The following is a 23,854-nucleotide window of genomic DNA, read 5'->3' on the forward strand; positions in this document are numbered from 1 at the left end:
AATGAAAGGATGTGTCAGAATGATCGTAACCCTATTTACATCACCAAGTTGTACCTCTTGTCGTAAAGCGAAAGCTTGGTTAGAGGAGCACGAAATTCCATATACAGAACGTAATATATTTTCTGAGCCACTAAGTATTAGTGAAATTAAAAAAATTTTACGTATGACAGAAGACGGGACAGATGAAATTATTTCTACTCGTTCAAAAATATTTCAAAAATTAAATGTGGATGTTGAAAGTTTACCACTACAACGTTTATATGAATTAATTCAGGAGTATCCTGGGTTATTACGCCGACCAATTATTTTGGACGAAAAACGTCTACAAGTCGGCTATAATGAAGATGAAATTCGTCGCTTCCTACCTCGAAAAGTTCGAGCATATCAGCTTCAAGAAGCGCAACGAATGGTGAATTAAACCTACTCATTTTGAATAATATATATTGTAGATGTTACAAATGTGGAATGCATGTTGTGACATCTATTTTTTTATGTTTTACTTATGTAAAACCTTCTATATGAAGTATAATAATTGATAGGGAAAAGTCATATATTTCCGTAAAAGTATGTTAAACTTGATTTAAGTTAAATAGTTTACTACAATTTCAATAATTCAAATATCTTCTGTGAAACGGTGTATATCCTTTTCATTTTATGACAGAACAGCATACAATAGAGTTAGAGACAACTGTGAACAAAAAAAATCATGTTTGCGGTTCCTCGATGGTTTTACTGAGTGTGGTCAAAGGTTGAAAAACAAATGCAGTATGAAGGTTAAAAACAAAGAATAAAAGCATACTAATGAAACAAAACTGTTTTTCAGCATATGACAGTGAAGGGAGATGAGGTCTAGTGGACATCGAACGTGTAAATGAAAATACACTCAAGCTCTTTATTACGTATAATGATATAGAGGATCGCGGCTATAGTCGTGAAGAAATTTGGTACAATCGAGCAAAGGGTGAGCAACTTTTTTGGGATATGATTGATGAAGTAAACACGGAGGATTACTTTGATGTAGAGGGTCCGATTTGGATTCACATCAATGCATCTGAAGTAGGCTTAGAAATCATTGTCACACGTGCACATATTTTAAAAGACGGTGAAACATTAGATGGTCATTCGAGTTTTGATGAACACAAAGAAATGTTTGCACCATTCGATGAAGTTGGAGAGGATCTTCTTAGCCAGCTAACTCAACTTGGTGACATGGATGAGTCAGAGTTATTTATGGATACAGACATTTATGTTTATAAATTTAAAGATATTGATGAGTTAATCCCTGTCGCAAAACGAATGACAGACGAATTAGTGGATTCCTCATTATTCAAATATGAAGATTGGTACTATTTAGTTGTTGATTTCGGGAACGCAGATGAGGATTTAAATCGTCATGATCGAAATGCGGTCATCAAGGAATTTTTAACACCATCCAATTTAACCATTCACCGTCTAGAGGAGTACGGTGAAAAGATTATGGAATTTAATTGCTTTGAAACAGTTCGAAAATACTTTGCGTAAGCGTTAAAATACCTCATTTTTTAGACTGTAGTAAAACTCGTAAATTTATTGAGTTTTGCTACAGTCCTTTTTTTGCATTCCTATTTAAGCTATCATCGGGTAATTGACCAGCGTTGTACAGGCCTCTCTGCTCATGCTGTGAAATCTGCTGAATGAAGATATATGAGACGGCATTTTTTAAATTTCAAGAAATAATTGCTTAATTTTTGTGAGGGCAAACCAACTCCATTATAGTTGACTAAAAAGGAGTTGATTAAATGCTGGTAGCTTATAACAACAAACAGCAGCTATTTCTCCCATATCAATATACGAGGAAAGCTTTACAACGATATAGGCGACAAATGAAATTTTTTTGTCCTCAATGTCTAGAACCAGTTCAATTGAAAGTAGGTCAACATAATATTCCCCATTTTTCACACTTCGCCAAAAAGCATTGTCCACAATTGTTCGCTGAAGGTGAATCTAAACTTCATCTCCAAGGTAAAATGCAATTATTTGAATGGCTCACAAAGCATGGATATCAAGTGGAGCTAGAGCCATTTTTAAAGCAGCTTGCTCAACGCCCGGATTTGCTCATTACAATAAATGATCGTCACTATGCAATTGAATTTCAATGTAGCACAATCTCCCATGAAAAATGGCAACAACGTACAGCTGGCTACGAAAAAAACGATATACAAGTAATTTGGCTTTTTCAAACGCCTCAAAGTAAAGATGCAATCAACGGCATCAGCAAAATTACCATTTCCCCATTGCTGCAAAAATCGTTTATGACAACTACATCAGGTGTACCTTATTTAATGACGTATAACGCTAGGACGGCCCATTTTACTTATTGGACGAATCTTCTTCATGTACATGGGCATACTTTCATAGGTAAAGTTCAGACAATACCAGTCAATCAACAACACTTTCCTTTTTATATACCGAAGCAAATTACTCAAGAAGAATTTCAACAGTATTGGCAACTTTATAAACAAGCATGTAGGCAATTTGTATCTGCGCGTCTTTTATATAGTAAAAAGGGGGCGCAAGATTTATTTTTACGAAATTGCTATGAATTAAACTTTGCGTTAACTGCTATGCCTTCCTACATTGGAATTCCAGTGAAGGGTGGAGAAGCTATCTCCTTGTTTACTAGTGAATGGCAAACGATGCTGTTGCATTTTAGTAAACAATTAGGTCGACAGCCCTTTATGTTAACGAAGCAGGAGATTCACCATTTTTTAAGTAAGCATCAACTAGAAGTGACAACACAGTCGGTAAGTGCTGTCCTGTATTATGGACAGCTCTTGAAGCATATGACTCAAGAAGAGCAGTTGCTAGATATTTGTGAGCATGTATATGTACATTTATTTGCAATTGCCACAATATATTGAGAAAATATGAGAGTAAAAGGAAAAAAGCACATATAAAGGGGGCTGGCATACATGGCTAGTAACAGTAATCAGATTTTGGTTAGAAATGAAGTACCCGCAGAATTAACATGGCGCTTAGAGGATATCTTTGCAACAGATAAAGCTTGGGAAGAGGAATTGAAGGAAGTTGCAGAGCTTGCTAAACAAGCACCGAGCTATGCAGGTACTTTAAATAATGGGGCAGAGGCATTATTAACAGCTTTACAATATCATGATCATCTATATGAGCGTGCGATGAAGCTCTACACATATGCCCATATGCGCTATGATCAAGATACAACAAATAGCTTTTATCAAGATATGAACAGTCGCATTCAAACATTGGCAACTAGTATCTCAGCTGGTCTTTCATATTTAACACCAGAGATTTTAGCATTAAGTGAAGAAACAATTGAAGGCTACTTAGCAGAAAATCAAGACCTACAATTATATAAGCAATCTTTAAAAGAAATTACAATGGCACGTCCACATGTATTACCAGCTGAGCAGGAGGCATTGCTAGCGCAAATGTCTGAGGTAACGGGTACAGCTTCTAATACATTCAGTATGTTAAACAATGCGGACATGGTTTTCCCTTATGTGAAAAATGAAGAGGGAGAGGAAGTACAACTTACACATGGTAACTATATTAAGTTTTTAGAGAGCAAAGATCGCTCAGTGCGTGAAGGTGCATTTAAAGCTATGTACGAAGCATATGGCAAGTTTAAAAATACGTTCTCGGCAACGCTAACGGGTAATGTGAAGAAGCATAATGTGAGTGCTCGTATTCGTCATTATGATTCTGCACGCCATGCAGCCATGTCTAATAATTTCATTCCGGAAAATGTGTATGATCAATTAGTTGAAACAATTCATAAGTATTTACCAGCTATGCAGCGTTATATTTCGTTACGTAAGCAATTATTAGGTGTAGACGAATTGCATATGTGGGATTTATTTGCACCACTTGTTAAAGAAGTGGAAATGAAAGTCACTTATGATGAAGCGAAAGATATTTTAGTGAAAGCACTAGCTCCATTAGGCGAAGAATATCAAAGCATCGTCCAAAGTGGATTGGATAACCGTTGGGTTGATGTATTAGAGAATAAAGGGAAACGTAGTGGAGCCTACTCATCAGGCGCGTATGGTACGAATCCGTATATTTTAATGAATTGGCAAGACAATGTGAATAATCTATTTACATTAGCGCATGAATTTGGCCATAGTGTTCACAGCTATTATTCACGTAACAATCAGCCATTCGTTTATGGAGATTATTCTATTTTTGTCGCAGAGGTTGCTTCAACATGTAATGAAGAGTTATTAAATGACTATTTACTAAAAACAATTGATGACCCTCAACAAAAAATTTACTTATTAAATCATTGGTTAGATGGTTTCAGAAGTACGGTATTCAGACAAACAATGTTTGCAGAGTTTGAACATCTTATTCATCAAATGGATAAGAACGGTGAGTCATTAACAGCTGATCGTTTAACTGAGGTTTATTATGAACTAAACAAAAAATACTTCGGCGATGATATGATTGTAGATGAGGAAATTGGCTTAGAATGGGCTCGTATTCCACACTTCTACTATAATTACTATGTTTATCAATATGCGACTGGTAAATCAGCCGCTACAGCATTGAGTAAACAAATTTTAGAGGAGGGGGCACCAGCTGTAGAACGTTATATTAATAACTTCTTAAAAGCTGGATGCTCTGATTTCCCAATAGAAGTATTAAAGGCAGCAGGTGTTGATATGAACGTTGCTAAGCCGATTGAAGATGCATGTAAAGTATTTGAAGAGCGTTTAAATGAATTAGAAAAATTATTGTTGAATAACTAATTAAAAGGGCGGTGGGAATATTCCTACTGCTCTTTTTTATGTATTGTCCATGTTATTTCAAATGAAAGAATAATGATTTTTTTTGATTTCTAAATAGTTTAAAAGTGTGCATCTTGGAAAAATACTGTTTGTAATCGCTTTCTATTTGACAAATTTGTGAATCTAGTATTGGTTGCATTGCTAAATATATTATTCCATGATAGAGTAATTCTTGTGAAATAAATCACAAAACAAACATACACCCCTTTGTTTGAACGTGAACATTTCTCCCATCCCCTTTGTGAAAAAGAAGCGTCTCTATCGGTCGAGGATAGAGGCGCTTCTTTGTATTTTGCTTTATCTAACAAAATATCCATAGAATTTATGTGAAAGGTGAAAATGGATTACCGTTGCAGGCTACTTGCTTTTCTGTGGGCGAGCGCAAAGCCGCTTCCGCTTCGCTATCCTAAGGTAGTCAAGCCTTCCACTTCAACCGATAAAAATATTTCTCTTTAGCAATGGTTTTTAAATAAAGGGAAGGTGTTCACTACTCATTTTATGGAGGAGCGGTACGCATCATTTCTCCATATTGAAAATAAGAGCCTATCCTTCCTCTAATTATGCTCGTATGAAAGGTAAGGAAAAGACACTTTTGCACATGGTTGTTTGGAGTGGAGCCAGCGTCACTCCTAGGGGGATTAGCGTCATAACTGAGGCCTTGGAGCGAACGGCTCGGACGCCCCCTGGAATGGACGCTGGTGGTACGGAAATCTACCCCACACTTTGTGAAAAGGTCTATTATTGCTATTGACATGATCTTTTTTCAACAACATGAAAAGGACTCCATCATGAAAGATTGGAGTCCCTGTCGTTTCTTGTATTATTTAAGACGCCATAACGTAGCGTGAGTTGTCTGGATTCGTTCGATTTTTTGTTGTAGCATGCGTTTCTTTAATTCACGCTCTGCTGCTTGCTCTGTAAATGAATAGATAAAAGCTATTTCATTTGTAGAAAGTGTATGGAATTTAGAAAATAAGTCCTCTATTGATGGTAATGGCTGACGGACAAGCTGTTCGTTCAGCATTTCTTGTAAAATATGTTCATAAACTTCATAGGAATAGCTACCGCTGACTTTTAGTCCTTCATCTTCAATACATTCATTGAAAAACACGATACTAGGGACTTCGTCAACTTCCATTTCACGTTTAATATATAAATCGCATTGGAAAGCTCGTGCTGCTTCCTTTGAGCCAAAGTCGACAGTGAATTCATTCATGTCTAGTTGAACATCCTCTGCAATTTTTAAAAGCGTTGCATAGGAGTTTACATCTTGGTGGTTTAGTAATACATATTCTTGTAGTTTCGACAAATAGCGTGCACCTGCACGTTTTCCCTGTAGTTCGGCTGCTTTAATAGCAATTGAAGGTAAGACAGGGTGATTAATATCAAGTTCGACTCCCGAGATACAACCTTTGACACGTTTACTTAAGCAATTTAAAGAAGTAAGCTCTGTGCTTAAAACAAAGCGCCACGTGAAATAGTGGTTGTATTCAAGCTGTAATTTACGAAGAGTTGCTTGCATACTGAAAGCTTCAGGGCAAAGTGGATCTACGAAAATATACAATTCAATAGGCTTGTTGGCAGTAGAAATCGTCGGCGTTGGCTCTTGCAGCAACATTTGAATATTATTCACGTAACAATTCCCCCTCATCGTCATTTGGCGTATTAACCATGTGATGAGCTGTTAATACTAAACGTTGATAATAAGTTTCACGGAACTTCCCTTCCAAACCTACCTCATCCATTGCTTCTGACATACACTCTAGCCAAGCTTGAGCACGGTCAGGTGTAATCGGAAAATTCATGTGACGTGCACGCATCATTGGATGTCCATGTTCCTCAGTAAAGAGATTTGGTCCACCTAAATACTGTGTTTGAAATTGAATTTGCTTACGGGCTGTCTCTGTTAAATCCTTTGGAAAGATTGGAATAAGATCAGGATGCTGAGCCACTCTTTTATAGAACGCGTGAATGAGTTCTGACAGTTTTTCAGCTCCCAGCTCCTCATAAGGAACAGTGTATTTTCGACTCATAGGTTATATGCTCCTTTAATTCTTCTTTATATCTTAAAGTATCATTTTATCGCATTCAGCAAGTGTTCAAACGACTGCTGAATCTAGAACACCGTCAAAAAGCGCTACGCCTGTGGCAATGAAAGTGTTGCCACAAAGCCCTCCGGCAGATGTCACAGGTTTATAAAGAGACCTGTACATTAACCGTTGTCACAGGACGTGACTTTCTTAGGCTAACTTCTACTTTTCTGCTCGGAAAAATCTAGACACATCGTTAGCGGCAATTAAGCCGAAGCGTTATTGATATACTTGTCATCCTCAAAATGTGAATTTCTTGTGACTACCTTCATTCTATCAACGTCTTTTCGTTAACACAAACAAAGAGCTCTTTCGAATTGTTGTTCGCTAAAATAGCACAAATTTCACCACAATGGGTGAAATTTGTTGGAAAAAGCATGGATAAAAGGAAAGATGCGATTACACTGTGTAGTAATTCATCACTTTTTTGACATAATTCTGTGTTTCTTTGAAAGGAGGAATCCCTCCATATTTCGTAACGCGAGACGCGCCAGCATTGTAGGCTGCTAAAGCTAGTGTAGGGTCATTATTAAATTTATCTAGCATTTGACGCAAATATTTTGCCCCAGCCATAATGTTTTGCTCTGGGTCAAAAGCGTTTGTCACGCCTAAATATTGTGCTGTTGTGGGCATTAATTGCATTAAGCCCTGCGCTCCTGCATGACTCACTACAGTTGGATTAAAATTAGATTCTTGCTTGATGACAGCCGCAATAAGCTTTTCGGGTACCTGATAAGTAGCGGCAGCTTTTTCGATAATAGCGGCATATTGATTGGCTCCTGTTAGTGAATTGGCGTACGCTGTAGAGCCTATAACATCATCTGAAACATAAGAATCAAGCTTTGTGCCAGTATAGTTGTTTGCTAAAGCTTGTTTGACAGATTCAGGGATAAACACAGCATTAGAGCCTTGATAAAGCAATGATTCGAGTGAGCTACCTTCTGAATTATTGGCTAACATTGTCAGCTGATTGACGAAATCTGAATGATTTGCTGTTCCAGAAGCAAACAAGCTAGACAATTTGGCATTGCTTGCTGTCGATGCTTCTCCTAATAATTCATTAATCATGTCAGAAAAAATAGAATTATTGTCTGTCAGATTGTTTGTTGATGCATTTTCGGTAGCTCCAAGTGTTTGCAATGCTTGAATTTCTAGTAAAGATTTTAGTGATTGAATATCCAAGGAGTCAGTCACCTTCCTTTTTATACTATTATGAATTTTGTGCTTGTAGAGCTTTCATAAAGCGGGCTATTTTTTTATCTGTAGCCTGTTTTTTAATTCCGTATTGCTGTAAAAATTCGTCGAAAATTGTATTTCCTTTTATTGCATCTTTTGCTTCATATTCTACCTCATAATCGTCGCACTGCAAATAGTAAGAATGGTCAAAAACAAGAAGCCCCTCTTTATAAGGAATTTCGACACGATCTGTAGTGAGTGAGCCAAATACTTGTAATTGTTCTAAAGGAATACTGTGGCTGGCTAATTTTTTTGCTACTTCTTGAGCAAAAAAGCCTTTACCATCAAGCATTTGCTGTGCCTGTACTGCAGTTAATTCATCTGTTGTTTCAAGATGAGCATGCTCGGTATTTTTCTCTTTGAGTGTACATTCGTAATAATCACCAATTTGTCTAATTCGCAGCCCGCTTTGCAGTTGACGAATGGCCTGTGTAGGCGTGTCAAAATAATGATTTACTTGTCGATGAATAGCATTTTGGCTAATGTGGAAGTCTTGTAACAATTGCTCGTATTGTTGTTTTGTTAATAGATTTTTAAACTCAATTTCAATTTCTTGTGTCATTTATATTCACCTATTTAATTTTTTATTTTTCATTCGTTGTTTCGCTTGATTTAGTATTTACACACTGCAACTATTTACCCTGTGTGATAAAATAAGAGGAAGAGTACAACGAAAAGGGGAACCGCAGTGCGTAAAATTTATACAATAGAAACATCGAATTTTGAACAAGATCAACTTCATTTTAGTTTAAACGACAATGAAGTAAATTTACAGTTAAAACCTGCTGGACAACTCATTGCAGATTCAGATGAGTTTGCATTTATTTATTTACTTGATGCAGGCGAAGACTATCATTACTTGCGTTTTCCACCGAGTAGTTGGGAGAATCTTGTACATATTTTACAAAAAAAGAAAGATCCAATACTACGAATAGGTGAAGAAGAGATTGAGCTGACAAATTTCTACGATGAATTGGAAATGCTCGTGTATAATATTGAAGGAAATTACAATTACGGGGCAGAATTTGTCCAAACCGTGGAACAACAATTTCAGGCAATTCTTGCTGAATAGAAAGACAAAACGAACAGACGGTGGTGTTCGATACCGAATGTCGGGAGGTTTTTACAATGGGACAATGGGAAATATTTTTAAGTCCTTATAAACAAGCAGTAGACGAGTTAAAAGTAAAATTAAAAGGCATGCGTTCTCAATTTGGTATTGTTAATGCCAATTCACCAATTGAATTTGTAACAGGACGTGTTAAGCCTTTAGCAAGTATATATGATAAAACATTAGAAAAAGGATTAGCTTTTGAGCCCTCTAAACAACTTGGTGATGAACTTGGTGATATTGCCGGCCTTCGGATTATGTGTCAATTTGTTGATGATATCGCAACGGTAACAGAGCTTATTCGTCAGCGTAAAGATATGCGTGTAGTGGAAGAACGCGATTATATTACACATAATAAGCCAAGTGGTTACCGCTCCTACCATATGATCGTGGAATATCCTGTTGAAACGATTCAAGGAAAAAAAGTAGTGTTAGCCGAAATCCAAATTCGAACACTAGCCATGAATTTCTGGGCATCTATTGAGCACTCTTTAAATTATAAATATAAGGGCATGTTCCCAGAGGAAATTAAAAATCGTTTACAAAGTGCAGCAGAGGCAGCATTTCGATTGGATGAGGAAATGTCATTGATTCGTAGTGAAATTCAAGAGGCACAGGCCTACTTTAGCGAATACAAAGAAGCATCGAATCCTAATTTACTAACAGAGAAGGAGCGTGACGCCCAATGAAATTTTCGATTCAATCACGTAGAGATGCACAATCTAACGAGCTAATGGAGCTAGCTAAAACTTATTTACAGGATTTTGGCTTAACTTATGATGAGGAAACACCAGAAATCGTTGTTTCTATTGGAGGAGACGGCACGCTTTTGCATGCCTTTCATCGATATTCTCATTTGTTAGACCAAGTAGCATTCGTTGGTATTCATACGGGGCATTTAGGGTTTTATGCGGATTGGAAGCCATCTGAATTAGAAAAATTAGTTTTATCCATTGCTAAAAAAGACTTTAATGTTGTGGAGTATCCACTTTTAGAAGTAAAAGTAGAGCATCACAATGCCGATTCGAATACGTACCTAGCGTTAAATGAAGCAACAATCAAATCGCCAGATGTAACACTTGTTATGGATGTCGAGCTGAACGGCAATCAATTTGAGCGTTTCCGTGGAGATGGTCTATGTGTATCAACGCCTTCTGGTAGTACGGCTTATAATAAAGCACTTGGTGGGGCAATTATCCATCCTACATTAGCGGCACTACAAGTCACTGAAATTGCATCCATTAATAATCGTGTTTTCAGAACAGTAGGATCACCATTAATATTACCAGCACACCATCATTGTGTGTTACGTCCGGTAAATGAACAGAACTTTAATATGACCGTCGATCACTTGCAAATTACACAAGGTGATGTCAAGGCTATTGCATTTAATGTAGCAAATGAAAAAGTACGTTTTGCCCGTTTCCGACCATTCCCATTTTGGGAGCGCGTGCATGAATCTTTCGTCGCTAATGAATAATATGGATACAAGGTTTACATTGCACTTTGTGGCTGATAAAGAGGGGCAATTATTACGAGAAGCCCTTCAGGAATGGCGTATATCCAAGAAAGCCTTAACCGCCATTAAGTTTGATGGTGGCTTATTAACAGTCAATGGTGTCGAACGTAATGTGAGACATGTCCTTCAAGAGGGTGACTATGTGGGAGTGACATTTCCTCCTGAGGAAAGAAGTGACGGTCTTGCTATTGAGCATGGTGATTTAACCATCGTATTTGAGGATGATGCAATTTTAGTGCTTGATAAACCAGCTCACCAGAGTACAATTCCCTCAAGAGAGCATCCAACCAAAAGCATTGCAAATTTAGTTTGTGGCTATTTTGAGCAACAAGGATTAGCTTCCACAGCCCACATAGTTACAAGGTTAGATCGAGATACATCAGGCTTACTCTGTATTGCCAAGCATGCGCACATTCATCATTTAACAGGGCTTGCTCAGCGTAGTAGAAACATTTCAAGGCAATATGAGGCGATTGTGCATGGCCATGTCGAACAAAATTTTCAATCCATTGTGGCTCCTATAGGGCGTAAAGTGACGAGTATTATTGAAAGAGAAGTACGAGAAGATGGGCAATATGCACATACAGATGTAACCGTGCTAAAGCGGTTTTTACTTGATGCTGAACCAGTGACATATGTACGATTGCAATTGCATACAGGACGTACACATCAAATTCGCGTACACATGGCGTACCTTGGGCATCCACTTGTTGGTGATGACCTTTATGGTGGAAGCCGTCATTTGATTGATCGACAAGCACTACATTGTGTCTCCTTAAGTATGGAGCATCCATTGACCGGTAGGCCATTACACTTTACAAGTATGTTAAATGAAGACATGCAGAGATTATTGAAGTAGTCTTTGACTGATAGAAAGGAGATGTTCGCACAAACGGGCATCTCCTTATCATTTTTGATGTAATAACAGTGTATAGGAAGTATCTGTACACCGACTTCATAAAATTAATGTATAGTAAAATAGAAATCGTCATGATTTTACGCTTAAAATCAAATTTTATAAAAATCTGTACACCGACTCTGATGGATAACTTAAAAAAGGGTTTGCAGAAAAGGTATAATACACTCTATTATATAGAAGGTAGATTTACGGCATTGCCCGTAAAGATGATTGAAAGCTCGGAAGGAGGGGACAAGCATGATAGAGGAAAGAAATGAAAAGGATGATGTGCAATTTGATGAGGCACATCTACGAGGAATGCTCGAAGCACATAATATTGATGCATTCCGTGATGAGTTTTTAGAACTTCATCCATATGATCAGGCAACGTTTTACGAAAAGGTGGAACCTGATATAAGGAAGATCATCTATTCGTTCTTGTCTCCGACAGAAATGGCTGATATTTTTCAGGCAATCGATATCGAAGATGATGAATATAAAGCGTACCTAGCTGAAATGGATCCTTCATATGGGGCAGAAATGCTTTCGCATATGTATGCTGATGATGCGGCAGATGTCTTAAATGAGCTGGATTTGGCACAGCGTGAAAGCTATTTGGAAATGATGGATGAGGAAACGGCTGAAGAAATTAATGAGCTATTAAGCTACGATGAATATACAGCCGGTTCTATTATGACAACTGAATACGTTGCTATACCAGAAAATTCAACAGTGCGTTCAGCAATGGCCATTTTGCGTAAAGAAGCACCAGATGCAGAGACTGTTTATTATATTTTCGTGGTGGATGAAGAACACCGTTTGACAGGTGTTATATCACTACGAGATTTAATCATTGCTGACGAGGATACACGTATTCGATCCATTATGAATGAACGTGTTGTGATGGTACATGCAAATGATGACCAAGAGGAAGTCGCACAAATTATGAAGGACTATAATTTTTTAGCGACACCTGTTATTGATGATAAAGGGGAACTGCTCGGTATTATCACGGTCGATGATATTATTGATGTTATTGATGAAGAGGCTTCTGAGGATTACTCAAAATTAGCCGGTATTTCGGATATGGATAAGTTTGATGTAACACCTTTCCAAGCAGCTAAAAAACGTTTACCTTGGTTAGTGGTACTACTGTTTTTAGGTATGCTGACAGCCAATTTAATGGGGCAATTTGAAGATACTTTAGATAAGGTAGCCTTACTAGCTGTCTTTATTCCACTTATTTCAGGAACATCAGGGAATAGTGGAACACAAGCATTAGCCGTGGCGATCAGAGGTATTGCAACAGGAGACGTGGAAGAACATAGTAAATTCAAGTTACTACTACGTGAAGCAGGTACAGGCTTAATGTCAGGCGTTGTTTGTGGATTAATCGTTATTGGCATTGTTTATTTCTGGAAACATGAACTTGTTTTAGGAATGTTAGTAGGAGCAGCACTTTGTGGTTCTATTTTAGTCGCGACATTAGCGGGTTCCTTTATTCCGTTGTTAATGCATCGACTAAAAATAGACCCTGCTGTGGCATCAGGACCTTTTATTACAACTTTAAATGATATAACAAGTATTTTAATTTACTTAGGATTAGCGACAGTTTTTTTAAGTCAAATAGGCTAAGAACCAATTTACTTACTTTCGCATATTGTATGGAAAAAAGGGAAGTGAGTAAAGTGGATCGAGAGCCACGCTTGTTTATAAAATCACCATCATATTTTTTAAATATTTCTAAGGCGTTACATGAACTTGATTTGGATGAAAGTACATCCGTATATGTAAGGGACAACATTTTCGATGAGCAAACAGTTGATGGGAAAGAAGATATCGTAGAAGATGTACAAATAGATCCGTACTTACTAAAACAACTTCAATTTTTAGAAAAGCCATTTCGTCAGAGGGCCTATCAGCCATTATTAGTTTGCTTAAAAGATGGTAGAAAATTAACTGGAACTGCCTCAGAAGTACAGAGTGATTCTTTAATGCTAACGTCATTAGAATTAAAAACACAGGAAATCATTCATTTTGAAGAGATACAACAAATACTGTGGCGTGGAAGAAAATTGCCAACATTATAAAAAAAGTGTACAGCAGAGGATGCTGTACACTTTTTTTTATGTGTGTGTGTCAAAGGTGAAAGAAATTAATCACAAATCCCTAAGTCAACATCAGCGATACATTGTACAGCGCAGAAACAAGATAAATCTACAGTAATACAGCTATCTGTTGAGTTCCAGTCATCTACTTTACAGATTTTCTTCATGTTTACGCAACAGCCGTCACGACTTAATAAGTCTACTGTACTTTCACTAGAGTCAAATGTACATAATGGCTCTAAAACACGTAAAGTTGCACAGCACTCATCAAACATATCTTCTACACGGAAGAATACGGATGTACAAATACAAGGATCTGCTGTTGGAGAGTTAAAGAATGCTTTGAAAGGAGTACCATCTTTTGTAATTAACATGAATACACGTGTATCTGCTTGAGAGCGTGCAGGACTAACAATTCCGCCTAGTGGTTCTAAGAAACAGTTCGCTGTACATGGAGAACACTCATCTCGCACCGCTTGATTTTGAATATCTAAAATAGCGCGAACTACGTCACAAACGCAGCCTGCTGAATGGATTGGTCCAATAGGATTTGTTGGCTTACCACAACCCATATTGTCACCTCCTTTCCTTGTTACTACTTCTACAATATGTACTTTTGAAAAATGGACTCGGGCTTTCGTATATATCTTCGAATGAATAGTTTTTTTATGTGTGGAGAAACTGTAAAGAAAAGGAGGGGAAAACATTTGAGGCTACTAGGAATGACATTACCTCTCTTAGTCGTTTTATCGCTGTTAAATGGTTGTGCTGAAAAAGAAAAATTTATTGTCTATGGGTCGCCACAAAATGAAAGTGAAGTCGAAGCCCTTATAAAAGAAGAAGACTATGTTGAACGATCAACGGTTATCCAATATGACGATAGTATGCTTGTTGCAGTGCAAATCAAACCATGGGAAAAGTGGAAAAAGACTAAGCTAGAGAAAAAATTGCAAAAGAAATTTGATGAGAAATATCCAAACAAAGATGTATTTGTCTCAGCTGATTATAAAATTTTTTATGAAGCCAATAAAATAAAAAAGGATCAGATTGAAGATAATAAATTGAGCGATAAAATTACAAAACTAAAAGAGCTTGCAAAGGAGCAGACATAAATGGAAAAAGAACAATACCAACAGTTAGAGCAATATGTTACACCAAAGCCCCCTTATTTAAAGAATATAGCTAAGGCATTCTTTGTTGGTGGACTGATTTGTGCAATTGGTCAAGCTGTGTCCCTTTTTTATATTATTTTTTTCAATTTTACGGAAGCAACAGCAGGAAATCCAACTGTTGCCACAATGGTATTCTTTGCCATGATTTTAACAGGCTTGGGCCTTTATAAAAAAATTGGTCAATTTGCTGGAGCAGGCTCAGCAGTTCCAGTAACAGGCTTTGGTAATGCCGTTATTTCTGCGGCTATCGAACATCGGTCAGAAGGGTTGGTACTGGGCGTCGGTGGCAATTTATTTAAATTGGCAGGGTCAGTTGTATTATTTGGAGTAGTATCTGCATTTTTCGTTGCTCTCATTAAATATATCCTTGTGACGATAGGAGTGGTTTCATGGTAATCGTTTTTCAATCGAAACCATCTCTTTTAGCTGGTGGAGTAGTAGCTGGCCCATTGGAGAATCGCAGTATTTTTAGTCAGTATTTTGACTCGGTCTATGATGATGAACGATGGCAGATGAAAACAAATGAACAGGGGCATCGCAAAATGATCGAAGAGGCCTGTGAATTTGCTATGAAAAAATTGGGCATACAAAACGGAGATATTGATTATTTAATGGGTGGGGATTTGGTTAATCAAATGACACCGACCAATTTTGCAGCTAGAGATTTAGAAATCCCCTTTATTGGATTATTTTCGGCTTGTGCAACATCTGTATCCTCTGCCATTATTGCATGCCTATTAACAGAGTTAGGTGTGGCTAATTTTTCATTAGCTGGTGCCTCAAGTCAGCATAATTCCATTGAACGTCAATTTCGTTATCCCATCAATTATGGTGCTCAAAAACCTCAAACTGCACAATGGACTGTGACAGCTGCAGGCTATGCCCTTATTGGAAAGCATCGTGAGGAGTATCCTTCTATAGAAGCAGCAACGATAGGCAAGTCAGTTGACTATGGCATGGATGATCCTTTCCATATGGGTGCAGCGATGGCACCAGCCGCCTTTCAAACGATTCAATCTCACCTACAGCAAAGAAACCAAAAAATTTATCATTATGATTTAATTTTAACGGGTGATTTAGGTCAGCTTGGATTAAAGCTGTTGAAAGGAATGCTTGTGGAAAATGGTGTGAAGAATGAAGAGCTAACGTTATTACGTGATGCAGGTGCCGAATTTTATGGACAGGATGAAGCATTCCAATCTGGTGCAAGTGGAGCAGGCTGTTCGGCGGCTGTTTTTTTTAGTTATGTTATTCAACAAATGCGCGCAGGGAGTTATAAACGAGTATTACTTGTGGCAACAGGGGCATTATTATCGCCGCTATCCTATCAACAAGGCGAGACGATTCCATGTACGGCACATGCGATAGAAATTACAATGAAATGAGGCAAAAACCATGGTTATGACATTTGTATTTGCATTTATTATTGGAGGCATTATTTGCGTCATAGGCCAATTATTAATGGATGTTGGCAATTTAACACCGGGACACACACTAAGTACGTTGGTTGTCCTCGGTGCCGTATTGGATGGTATGGGTTTATATGAGCCACTAATCAATTTTGCTGGAGCAGGAGCTACAGTACCCATTACATCCTTCGGGAATTCATTAACTCATGGGGCATTGGCGGAAGCAGAAAAGCATGGACTTGTTGGCGTATTAACAGGCATGTTCGAAGTAACAAGCTCAGGGATCAGTGCTGCTATCGTATTTGGCTTTATCGGTGCATTAATTTTTAAACCAAAAGGAAATATTGACTAGACGAATACCCCTCCCATTTTTACAACCGAAACATATTATAGGTTGTAGAAGGGAGGGGTGCTTTTATGGGATATCAAGGCTGGTCCTCACAACCTTATGGAAATAATGTTGGTGGGTGGAACAATAGCTATTGCGGAGGTTACTCTGGAGGCGGCAACAACTATGGCTATGGTTCTACGTTTGTTCTAATTGTTGTCCTATTCATTCTATTAATTATTGTTGGCGCTACTTACATCTAATTTGATGAACATAAAGGCTTTAGCTTCTATTTAGGACTATCTAAATAAGGTTAAGGCCTCCACCATTTGCGAAATGTTTCGTGCAAGACGCAAGGTCAATTTGAGTTTTAATGATAGGAGGGAAAACATGCATCGCTCGTTTTTTAATTCGATTGAGCAAAAAACAGGTGTATCGATGGATGAAATCTTCGCATTAGCCAATGCCATTCAACATGCGGATTTTACCAGTGAAAAACAAGTAAGAAAAATTGTAAGACGTGTAGCTAAAATTTCTAACAGATCGATTACGCAAGAGTTGGAAGATAAACTTGTACAATCTATTATTCAAGATGGCGCATCACTAGATTTAGATAAAATCACTAGAATGATGAAGTAGCGTATGGCATATCTACTTGGCAATGTAGCTTGTTACGATGGAGTAGATAAATGGTGGCAAGCGAATTCGTGTCTATTTAAAAAGGGTGTTACGACAATGCGCAATGCATATCGTAACACCCTTTGATTACATTTTTTTCTTCATAGCACGATGTGGAATACCTGCATCCATAAACTCAGGAGAGGTAACTGTAAATCCAAGCTTTTCGTAGAAGGGAATGGCATAGCTTTGTGCATGCAATTTTAATATTTCCTTGTTGATAGAAATGGCATGCTTCTCCATTTCCTTCATCATTAAAGCTCCTAATTTTTTGCCACGCTGAGATTGTAAAATACAAACACGTTCAATTTTAGCTGTTGTGCCGTCAATACTACGTAAACGTGCTGCTCCTACTGGTTCAACGTTATCATACATAATGAAATGTGTTGCAGTGGCATCCTCAGCATCACATTCTAGATGAAGCGGAACACCCTGCTCTTCAACAAATACCTTTTGCCGAATAGCAAAGGCATCATCGTGTTCTTGCTTTGTTTCAACAATTTTCACCTGATACAAGAATCACTCAGCTCCAGACAAACGGAATGTTTCATATGTTGTCCATGAGCCATCTTCTAATTGATATAAAAGATGGATGCGATCAATTGTATCCTTTTCATCAACGCCAGTCATGCGTAATTGTCCAAAGATATCGTCATGCTCAGAAGCTGACATTTTTTGAGCGATTGTAATATGAGGAACAAATACATGTTTCATTTCCCCATGAGGGATGTTGTCTTGAAGTTCATGTTGGAATGCTACTAATTGTTCAGTTGGTTCAATGCGGAAGTAAATCGCATTTGTTGTAGGGAAAAACGAACTTATGCGAGATGCATGAATGTTTAAAGGTGCATATTTAGCAGCAAGTTCATCCAATTGCTTGACGATGGTTTGAATTTCTTCTTCAGATGCATCGAAGCTGTCCTTTAACGTCATATGCGGTGTAATCTTTGCATAATGAGGATCATAACGTTTGCGATAAGTGTTTGCTAAATCTTGCAATTTTTTTGATGGAAATGCCACAATACCGTACTTCATAGTCCATTACCTCCCGAAAATAAACAATTTTTCTATTTAAGTATAACAGAAATTTCAATTTTCGTAATTTGAATCACCCAATATTAATTGAAATTTTCAATTAAAGCACGTCGAAGGTCTGGTTTCCAATATTTCCATGTATGATTGCCTTCGAACTCGTCATAAAATGTAGTGAACCCTTTACTAATCATGAGCTCATGTAATTGACGGTTAGGTGTTAAAAAGTCTTTGATGGTTTTATCCATTGTCACTACCTGATCTTCGCCCTTACCTACTATATGGTAGATAGAAATCGCGCCAGGATCTTTAAATTTTTCAACAGCCTGTAAGACATCCTCATCAACATATGGTGATTGTAAAATGACTTTGCCAAAGATGCTTGGGTACTTTAGGGCAGCCATTAAGGAAGCAGTGGCAGCCATAGAGTCTCCAATGACGCCACGACTCATACCCATTTGGTAAGTGGCATATTCATTGTCTAAATAGGGTACTAGCTCATGAGCTAAAAAGCGTAGATAGGCTTCGTGTTGCTCACCGCTTGGAATATATTTATGACGTCGATCTTTAATATCTTTGTAAGGAACAAATGCTATAATTAAATTTTCGATTTCATAGTCATCAATCAGTTCATCAGCTAGCTTTGTAATGCCGCCGAGTTGGAAATAATCTTTACCGTCTGATGCGATTAAAATATTGTATTTATAAAGTGGAGAATAATTTGCAGGAACATAAATATAGAGCTGTAATTCTTCCTGTAATGCTTCACTATAAAATGTTAAATCCTGTACTGTTCCCTTATCCAATGATGACACTCCTTCTTGTGTTTGTAACAAAATTGTACCATATTACGAAAGTAAAGGTATAATAGGTTGGGCTAGCTTTATACTAGCAATAAAAATCGAAATGAGGGTTAATTATGCATAATAAAAGTATTCGTGTGCACTCTGACGAAGTAGCAAAGGCAGCTCAAGCCGCGTTAATTCGTAGAGGTGTAGCGATAGAGGATATCGCAAAAATTGTTTACGAAATGCAAAAAACCTATAATGAAGGTTTAACACTGGAGCATTGTGTTCATTCTGTTGAACGTGTTTTACGTAAGCGAGAAGTACAGCATGCTTTATTAGTAGGAATTGAATTAGATGAACTAGCAGAGAAAAAATTATTATCTTCACCACTGCAACAAATTATCGAATCGGATGAGGGGTTATTTGGTGTAGACGAAACAATCGCACTAGGATCTGTTTTTACATATGGCAGTATCGCCGTTACCACTTTTGGTCATTTAGACAAGCAAAAAATAGGGATTATTAAAAAACTCGATACAGAACCTGGACATCATGTCAACACATTCTTAGATGATTTAGTTGGCAGTATAGCAGCTTCAGCTGCTTCACGTATTGCACACCGCATGCGTGACCTAGAAGAGGAAGGCGAAACATTTGCTGATATCGAGCCTGAAGAGCTAGGACCAAAACCAAAATCACATAATGAAATATAAAATGAGTTTCTACTATTAAAAATGAGCCTTCTCAATTTTGAGAAGGCTTTCATGTTGTTGAAAAAAGATCATGTCAAAGGCAGAAAAAGCAAATTTGCAAGGTAAGAGGTTGATTTCCGTTCCGCCAGCGCCCTTTCCAGGGGGCGTCCGATGAGCCGCTTCACTCACTTACGCTCGCTCCAGGGTCTCATCTGTGACGCTAAATCCCCTAGGAGTGACGCTGGCTCCACTCCAATCAACCATTCTGCAAAGTGTCTTTACTTTTTTTCATAGTAATATAGCGATTAAATAGCCCATTATTTTTAGAGGGAATAAGCTCTTATTTTCAATGTGGGGAAGTGATGTGTGACAACACCTCTCCATAAAGAGTAGTGAAGACCTTCGCCTTATTTGAAAACCTTTGCTAAAAAGGTAATACTTTTGTAGGTTGGAGTGGAGGCTACTTGACTCCCGTGTGATAACGAGACAGGCGAGCCTCTAAACGGAGCGATAGCGGAGGAAGCGGCTCGGGGCGCTCGCCCACAGGAAAGCAAGTAGCCTGCAACGGAAATCCATTTCTACCTTCCAATTGACTGTTTTGTTTTTCAACACTAAGTGAGCCTTCTCAAATTTTGAGAAGGCTCAAATTAGTATTACTTATTATCGTTATATGCTTTTACAAATTCTTTTACTTTCTCGCTATCTGCCTCCAGTTTTAAACCAGTATCGATTAATGGAGATACTGTGGATACAGCTGGTTTTTTATTGCCTTGGTAATAGCTAATGAATTCGTCTTGGTTAATGGAGTATAGGATTGCTTTACGTAAATCTGCTGAATCAGAAACTGCACGTCCAGACGTATTCATTTGTAAGTAAGACACAGCATTACTATCTGCCGTATTTAATGTTAATTTAGCGTCTGATTTCACAATATCCAACTTCGTTTCTGGAACTGTTTGAAGAACATGTATTTCACCATTACGTAATGCAGATAGTGCACTATCAACATCAGAGATAAATCGAACATTAATTTTGGCGATTTTTGGTTCATATTCGCTACCTGCACGGTAAGCAGGGTTTTTCACGAATTGTGCTTCATAATCATTTTTCTTCACTAAAATGTAAGGACCACTTGCATATAGCTGATTGTTAAATGTTGCTGAACCTTCCGTTATAGTAGCTTGATCACCATAGGCAATGTCTTTATCAGGATCATAGCTAGCCACGTCATACGTATTAATGCTTGTTACTTGTTTTTCAGATACGATACCACCAGATTGGTGTGCTAAATAATTTAATACTTGTGGGAATGGAGTTGGCGTTGTAATTTTAACAACTTGGTATGCACCTGCTGCATTATGAACAGCACCTTTTTCCTTTGTTAATTGTGCTATTGAAGCAGGTAGGTTTTGTGATAAGGCATCTAACACTGATTGCTCAGAGCCTGCTACTTTTTTGCTTTGTAATTCAGCTAAATCAGAAACGATTTCCACTGTTTCTATATTTTCATGAATGCTATAAGTACGATGATCTGGTACTGAATTAGCATCTTTTGCACGATTTAATGAGAAGACAACATCTTCAGCTGACACTAATTCACCTGTATCAATTGCTGCACCATCTTTCACAGCTGCAAAGTGGATATCATCACGTAAAATGAAGTAATATTCTTGATTACCTTCAGCCATTACATGGTTATAAGATAATGAACCATCTGAAACAACTTCATCTGTATCTGTTAAGTTAACAAGACGAACGTACATATTCGTGTTTAATGTATTGATGGAACCATCATTCCCTTTGATTGGGTCAAGTGAAGTAAGGGAGTTGATTGTTTGGTGTAAGATTAAAGGTTCTGTTGCATTCTTAGCCGCATCATTAAATTCAATTTTTTCCCAAACCTGTGCACGAGATTTTGGTAAAAGGACCGTTTTAGGATTTACTAATTCAGAGTAGATCCCTTGATATTTATTGGAAATATATAAAGGCGCAATATAAGCTTGATCGAATACTAGTAATTGCTCTAAATCTTTGTATTTAGCTGCTGCTTCTTCACCAGTCAATGTGCTTGCTTCATCGATTAGTGCATCTAATTTTGAATCTGCAACAACACTGTAGTCACCGCCTGTTTTAAATAGACCACGTACAGCATAGTCAGGGTTCCCAGTTACTGTCGTCCAGCTTGAAAGAGCAAGATCATAGTTACCCGCTTCTTTTTGAGCAGAGAATGAACCGTAATCTGGTTGAATATTTAGTTTTACATCAAAACCATTTTTCACCAATTGGTCGCGTACAATATTCATATCTTCTTCAGCAGACGCCATTCCTAATACTTCAATGGCCACTTTGCCATTGCTCTTGTTATTATCTTTTGAATCTTTACTGCCTTCTACGTCAGTTTTTGTTTGTACACAGCCAGCTAAAGCTAGTACTGCAACGAATAAAAATACAAGTAATTTCTTCATAGTTACCTCCAATTAATTTGTTTTTGGATCTAAAGCATCTCGTAAACCATCTCCTAAGAAGTTAAAGGAGAGGACAAGAAGCATAATACAAAGACCTGGGAAAATCGCGACATATGAATGTGTCTCCAGGTACGTACTACCAACTTTTAAAATATTGCCCCATTCGGGAATATGTGGCTCAATACCAAGCCCTAAAAAACTTAAACTACTTGTTGAAATAACAGCTCCCCCAATCGTTAAGGTTGCTTTCACAATCATTGGTGCTAATGAATTGGGAACAATATGCTTGAAAATAATAGCAGCATCAGATGCACCTAAAGCTCTAGCTGATTCCACAAATTCAAAATTAGCAAGCTGCATAACATTAGCCCGCATTGTACGAGCATAGGTTGGAATTGCCCCAACACTCAGCGCAATAATGAGGTTCACTGTATTAGCACCAAAGGCAGCGATAATAGCAATAGCTAACAAAATGCCAGGGATAGCATATAAAACATCAAGGCTTCGCATGATGATATTATCAGTGGATTTTCCATAATAGCCTGACAAAGCGCCTAATGTCCCTCCCACAACTGCTGGAATAATCGTTGAGAAAAATCCGACGATTAACGATATTTGTGCACCAAATACAATGCGAGAAAATAAATCTCGTCCGTAATTATCTGTGCCTAGCGGATAGTCCAATGATGGTGTTTGCAGTAACGCACCATAGTTATTTTCTGTAGCAAAATCATAGTCAAAAGTCCAAGAGCTTGTGACGGACAATGAGAACATGAAAATAATGAAGAATAAGCCGAATACAGCCATCGTATTACGTAAAATCTTTTCCCATATTTTTTGCCACTTTTCTATAGAAGACGGATTTGCCTTTCGAGCCTTTTGAATCAGGCTATAGCCTAGTAATGTCGCAAATAGATTACCAGTGAAAGTTGCAAATAGTAATAAAACGCCGGGAATAATCATCCATTTAGGTGCCTCAGTAGCTGTCACATATTTCGTACATAAAATGGCCATCACGATATAAAATAGCGCTAGTACTAAGAAAACACCCATCGCCAGTAAAAAGGTATCCGTTACATATGGTTTAAATATATTCAATGCTGCAATACCAATGATGAATAATTGTGTAATAAAGGCATAGGCTGCAAAAGTATATTCTGCAGATTTTCTTTTCGACACAAGCATAAATGCAAAGGATGTTGAAAAAATATTGCCTGACAATATAGTGATTAACAATGGATAGCCCAGCACTCGAGTGTTTTTTTGAATGTCACCGTGCTTTGCTAAGTCCTTTTTAATTCGTAAATTGATGAAAGCAACATATGCCGTGGTAATAGCATAAATAACAAAAAAGAGTATAATAACTGGTCGCCAGCTATTGGTAGAAAAATTATAGCTATAGGCTAGAAACAAGAAAGAAAACAATAAGGAAAAGACAAAAGTGAAATGAGAATTGACATATTCCTGTGTAATCTTCAAGAGTAGTTTGACATGTAAGATGTTTTTCACAGGTGATCCTC

The 23,854-nt window shown here is 37.6% G+C and carries 27 protein-coding genes; 17 read left to right on the forward strand and 10 right to left on the reverse strand.

Features of this window, described 5'->3' with window-relative positions:
• The first annotated feature begins 22 nt into the window (after positions 1 to 22).
• From spxA to pepF, 4 genes are all read left to right on the forward strand, one after another.
• A complete protein-coding gene (gene spxA, locus MHI22_RS19935; RefSeq protein WP_025116803.1) occupies positions 23 to 418 on the forward strand; it encodes a transcriptional regulator SpxA in 396 nt (131 codons plus the stop codon).
• A gap of 434 nt (positions 419 to 852) precedes the next feature.
• Complete coding sequence (mecA, locus tag MHI22_RS19940; RefSeq protein ID WP_036126663.1) at positions 853 to 1,521, forward strand: adaptor protein MecA; 669 nt, start codon at positions 853 to 855, stop codon at positions 1,519 to 1,521.
• Positions 1,522 to 1,778: 257 nt separating this feature from the next.
• Positions 1,779 to 2,900 carry a competence protein CoiA gene (locus tag MHI22_RS19945; RefSeq protein WP_089934869.1) on the forward strand — a complete coding sequence of 374 codons (1,122 nt, stop codon included), beginning with the start codon at positions 1,779 to 1,781 and terminating at the stop codon, positions 2,898 to 2,900.
• Between the two features lie 51 nt (positions 2,901 to 2,951).
• Positions 2,952 to 4,769 carry an oligoendopeptidase F gene (gene pepF / locus MHI22_RS19950; protein ID WP_058844598.1) on the forward strand — a complete coding sequence of 606 codons (1,818 nt, stop codon included), beginning with the start codon at positions 2,952 to 2,954 and terminating at the stop codon, positions 4,767 to 4,769.
• Between the two features lie 859 nt (positions 4,770 to 5,628).
• On the opposite strand, the gene MHI22_RS19955 is transcribed toward pepF, so the two are convergent.
• The 4 genes from MHI22_RS19955 to MHI22_RS19970 form a co-directional block, all read right to left on the reverse strand.
• Positions 5,629 to 6,441, reverse strand: coding sequence for a DsbA family protein (locus tag MHI22_RS19955; protein ID WP_036126658.1), 813 nt, complete (start codon positions 6,439 to 6,441; stop codon positions 5,629 to 5,631).
• On the reverse strand, positions 6,434 to 6,841 hold the full coding sequence (locus MHI22_RS19960) for a globin domain-containing protein (RefSeq protein WP_004227447.1): 408 nt from the start codon (positions 6,839 to 6,841) through the stop codon (positions 6,434 to 6,436). Before MHI22_RS19960 ends, MHI22_RS19955 begins: the two co-directional genes overlap by 8 nt.
• A gap of 456 nt (positions 6,842 to 7,297) precedes the next feature.
• Positions 7,298 to 8,080 carry a lytic transglycosylase domain-containing protein gene (locus MHI22_RS19965; RefSeq protein ID WP_036126656.1) on the reverse strand — a complete coding sequence of 261 codons (783 nt, stop codon included), beginning with the start codon at positions 8,078 to 8,080 and terminating at the stop codon, positions 7,298 to 7,300.
• A gap of 28 nt (positions 8,081 to 8,108) precedes the next feature.
• The gene (locus MHI22_RS19970) at positions 8,109 to 8,696 is read right to left on the reverse strand and encodes a CYTH domain-containing protein (protein WP_036126653.1); all 588 of its coding nucleotides are present in this window, start codon (positions 8,694 to 8,696) and stop codon (positions 8,109 to 8,111) included.
• Between the two features lie 126 nt (positions 8,697 to 8,822).
• Between MHI22_RS19970 and MHI22_RS19975 the strand changes: the two genes are divergently transcribed.
• From MHI22_RS19975 to MHI22_RS20000, 6 genes are all read left to right on the forward strand, one after another.
• A complete protein-coding gene (locus MHI22_RS19975; protein WP_340812598.1) occupies positions 8,823 to 9,206 on the forward strand; it encodes a UPF0738 family protein in 384 nt (127 codons plus the stop codon).
• 56 nt (positions 9,207 to 9,262) lie between these two features.
• On the forward strand, positions 9,263 to 9,934 hold the full coding sequence (locus tag MHI22_RS19980; RefSeq protein WP_036126650.1) for a GTP pyrophosphokinase: 672 nt from the start codon (positions 9,263 to 9,265) through the stop codon (positions 9,932 to 9,934).
• Entirely contained in the window at positions 9,931 to 10,725 is a 795-nt protein-coding gene (locus MHI22_RS19985) for an NAD kinase (protein ID WP_036126648.1), read from the forward strand. Before MHI22_RS19980 ends, MHI22_RS19985 begins: the two co-directional genes overlap by 4 nt.
• Position 10,726: 1 nt before the next feature.
• Positions 10,727 to 11,623 carry an RluA family pseudouridine synthase gene (locus MHI22_RS19990; RefSeq protein WP_036126675.1) on the forward strand — a complete coding sequence of 299 codons (897 nt, stop codon included), beginning with the start codon at positions 10,727 to 10,729 and terminating at the stop codon, positions 11,621 to 11,623.
• 297 nt (positions 11,624 to 11,920) lie between these two features.
• Positions 11,921 to 13,297, forward strand: a complete 1,377-nt coding sequence (gene mgtE, locus MHI22_RS19995; protein ID WP_036126643.1) for a magnesium transporter — start codon at positions 11,921 to 11,923, stop codon at positions 13,295 to 13,297.
• 53 nt (positions 13,298 to 13,350) lie between these two features.
• A complete protein-coding gene (locus MHI22_RS20000; RefSeq protein WP_230593938.1) occupies positions 13,351 to 13,752 on the forward strand; it encodes a hypothetical protein in 402 nt (133 codons plus the stop codon).
• A gap of 65 nt (positions 13,753 to 13,817) precedes the next feature.
• Here MHI22_RS20000 and MHI22_RS20005 read toward each other — a convergent pair whose 3' ends face one another.
• Positions 13,818 to 14,342: a CotY/CotZ family spore coat protein gene (locus tag MHI22_RS20005; protein ID WP_008174263.1), complete on the reverse strand. Its 525-nt coding sequence runs from the start codon at positions 14,340 to 14,342 to the stop codon at positions 13,818 to 13,820.
• 81 nt (positions 14,343 to 14,423) lie between these two features.
• On the opposite strand from MHI22_RS20005, the gene MHI22_RS20010 reads away from it, so the two are divergent.
• From MHI22_RS20010 to MHI22_RS20035, 6 genes are all read left to right on the forward strand, one after another.
• Positions 14,424 to 14,882, forward strand: a complete 459-nt coding sequence (locus MHI22_RS20010; protein ID WP_231745077.1) for a YhcN/YlaJ family sporulation lipoprotein — start codon at positions 14,424 to 14,426, stop codon at positions 14,880 to 14,882.
• Positions 14,883 to 15,338 (forward strand): stage V sporulation protein AC, encoded by a 456-nt coding sequence (spoVAC, locus tag MHI22_RS20015; protein ID WP_036126638.1) that lies wholly within the window; start codon positions 14,883 to 14,885, stop codon positions 15,336 to 15,338.
• On the forward strand, positions 15,332 to 16,327 hold the full coding sequence (locus MHI22_RS20020) for a stage V sporulation protein AD (protein ID WP_036126636.1): 996 nt from the start codon (positions 15,332 to 15,334) through the stop codon (positions 16,325 to 16,327). Before spoVAC ends, MHI22_RS20020 begins: the two co-directional genes overlap by 7 nt.
• Positions 16,328 to 16,343: 16 nt before the next feature.
• Positions 16,344 to 16,703: a stage V sporulation protein AE gene (gene spoVAE, locus MHI22_RS20025; protein WP_170829916.1), complete on the forward strand. Its 360-nt coding sequence runs from the start codon at positions 16,344 to 16,346 to the stop codon at positions 16,701 to 16,703.
• A 65-nt stretch (positions 16,704 to 16,768) separates the two neighbouring features.
• Positions 16,769 to 16,942, forward strand: a complete 174-nt coding sequence (locus tag MHI22_RS20030) for a YjcZ family sporulation protein (RefSeq protein WP_080717135.1) — start codon at positions 16,769 to 16,771, stop codon at positions 16,940 to 16,942.
• Positions 16,943 to 17,069: 127 nt separating this feature from the next.
• Entirely contained in the window at positions 17,070 to 17,318 is a 249-nt protein-coding gene (locus MHI22_RS20035; protein ID WP_036126630.1) for a stage VI sporulation protein F, read from the forward strand.
• A 126-nt stretch (positions 17,319 to 17,444) separates the two neighbouring features.
• Here MHI22_RS20035 and MHI22_RS20040 read toward each other — a convergent pair whose 3' ends face one another.
• From MHI22_RS20040 to MHI22_RS20050, 3 genes are all read right to left on the reverse strand, one after another.
• Positions 17,445 to 17,873, reverse strand: coding sequence for a GNAT family N-acetyltransferase (locus MHI22_RS20040; protein WP_058844599.1), 429 nt, complete (start codon positions 17,871 to 17,873; stop codon positions 17,445 to 17,447).
• A gap of 3 nt (positions 17,874 to 17,876) precedes the next feature.
• Positions 17,877 to 18,392: a YjcG family protein gene (locus tag MHI22_RS20045; protein ID WP_036126625.1), complete on the reverse strand. Its 516-nt coding sequence runs from the start codon at positions 18,390 to 18,392 to the stop codon at positions 17,877 to 17,879.
• Positions 18,393 to 18,475: 83 nt separating this feature from the next.
• Positions 18,476 to 19,195 carry an alpha/beta hydrolase gene (locus tag MHI22_RS20050; RefSeq protein WP_058844600.1) on the reverse strand — a complete coding sequence of 240 codons (720 nt, stop codon included), beginning with the start codon at positions 19,193 to 19,195 and terminating at the stop codon, positions 18,476 to 18,478.
• A 113-nt stretch (positions 19,196 to 19,308) separates the two neighbouring features.
• Here MHI22_RS20050 and MHI22_RS20055 point away from each other — a divergent pair, with 113 nt between their 5' ends.
• Complete coding sequence (locus MHI22_RS20055; protein WP_036126573.1) at positions 19,309 to 19,890, forward strand: phosphatidylglycerophosphatase A family protein; 582 nt, start codon at positions 19,309 to 19,311, stop codon at positions 19,888 to 19,890.
• A 632-nt stretch (positions 19,891 to 20,522) separates the two neighbouring features.
• On the opposite strand, the gene MHI22_RS20060 is transcribed toward MHI22_RS20055, so the two are convergent.
• Together MHI22_RS20060 and MHI22_RS20065 are read right to left on the reverse strand one after the other, a co-directional pair.
• Positions 20,523 to 22,334, reverse strand: a complete 1,812-nt coding sequence (locus MHI22_RS20060) for an ABC transporter substrate-binding protein (RefSeq protein WP_089935045.1) — start codon at positions 22,332 to 22,334, stop codon at positions 20,523 to 20,525.
• 12 nt (positions 22,335 to 22,346) lie between these two features.
• Entirely contained in the window at positions 22,347 to 23,843 is a 1,497-nt protein-coding gene (locus MHI22_RS20065) for an ABC transporter permease (protein WP_058843229.1), read from the reverse strand.
• Between the last annotated feature and the right edge of the window lie 11 nt (positions 23,844 to 23,854).

The organism is Lysinibacillus sp. FSL L8-0312 (assembly GCF_038003285.1).
GTDB lineage: Bacteria > Bacillota > Bacilli > Bacillales_A > Planococcaceae > Lysinibacillus > Lysinibacillus fusiformis_D.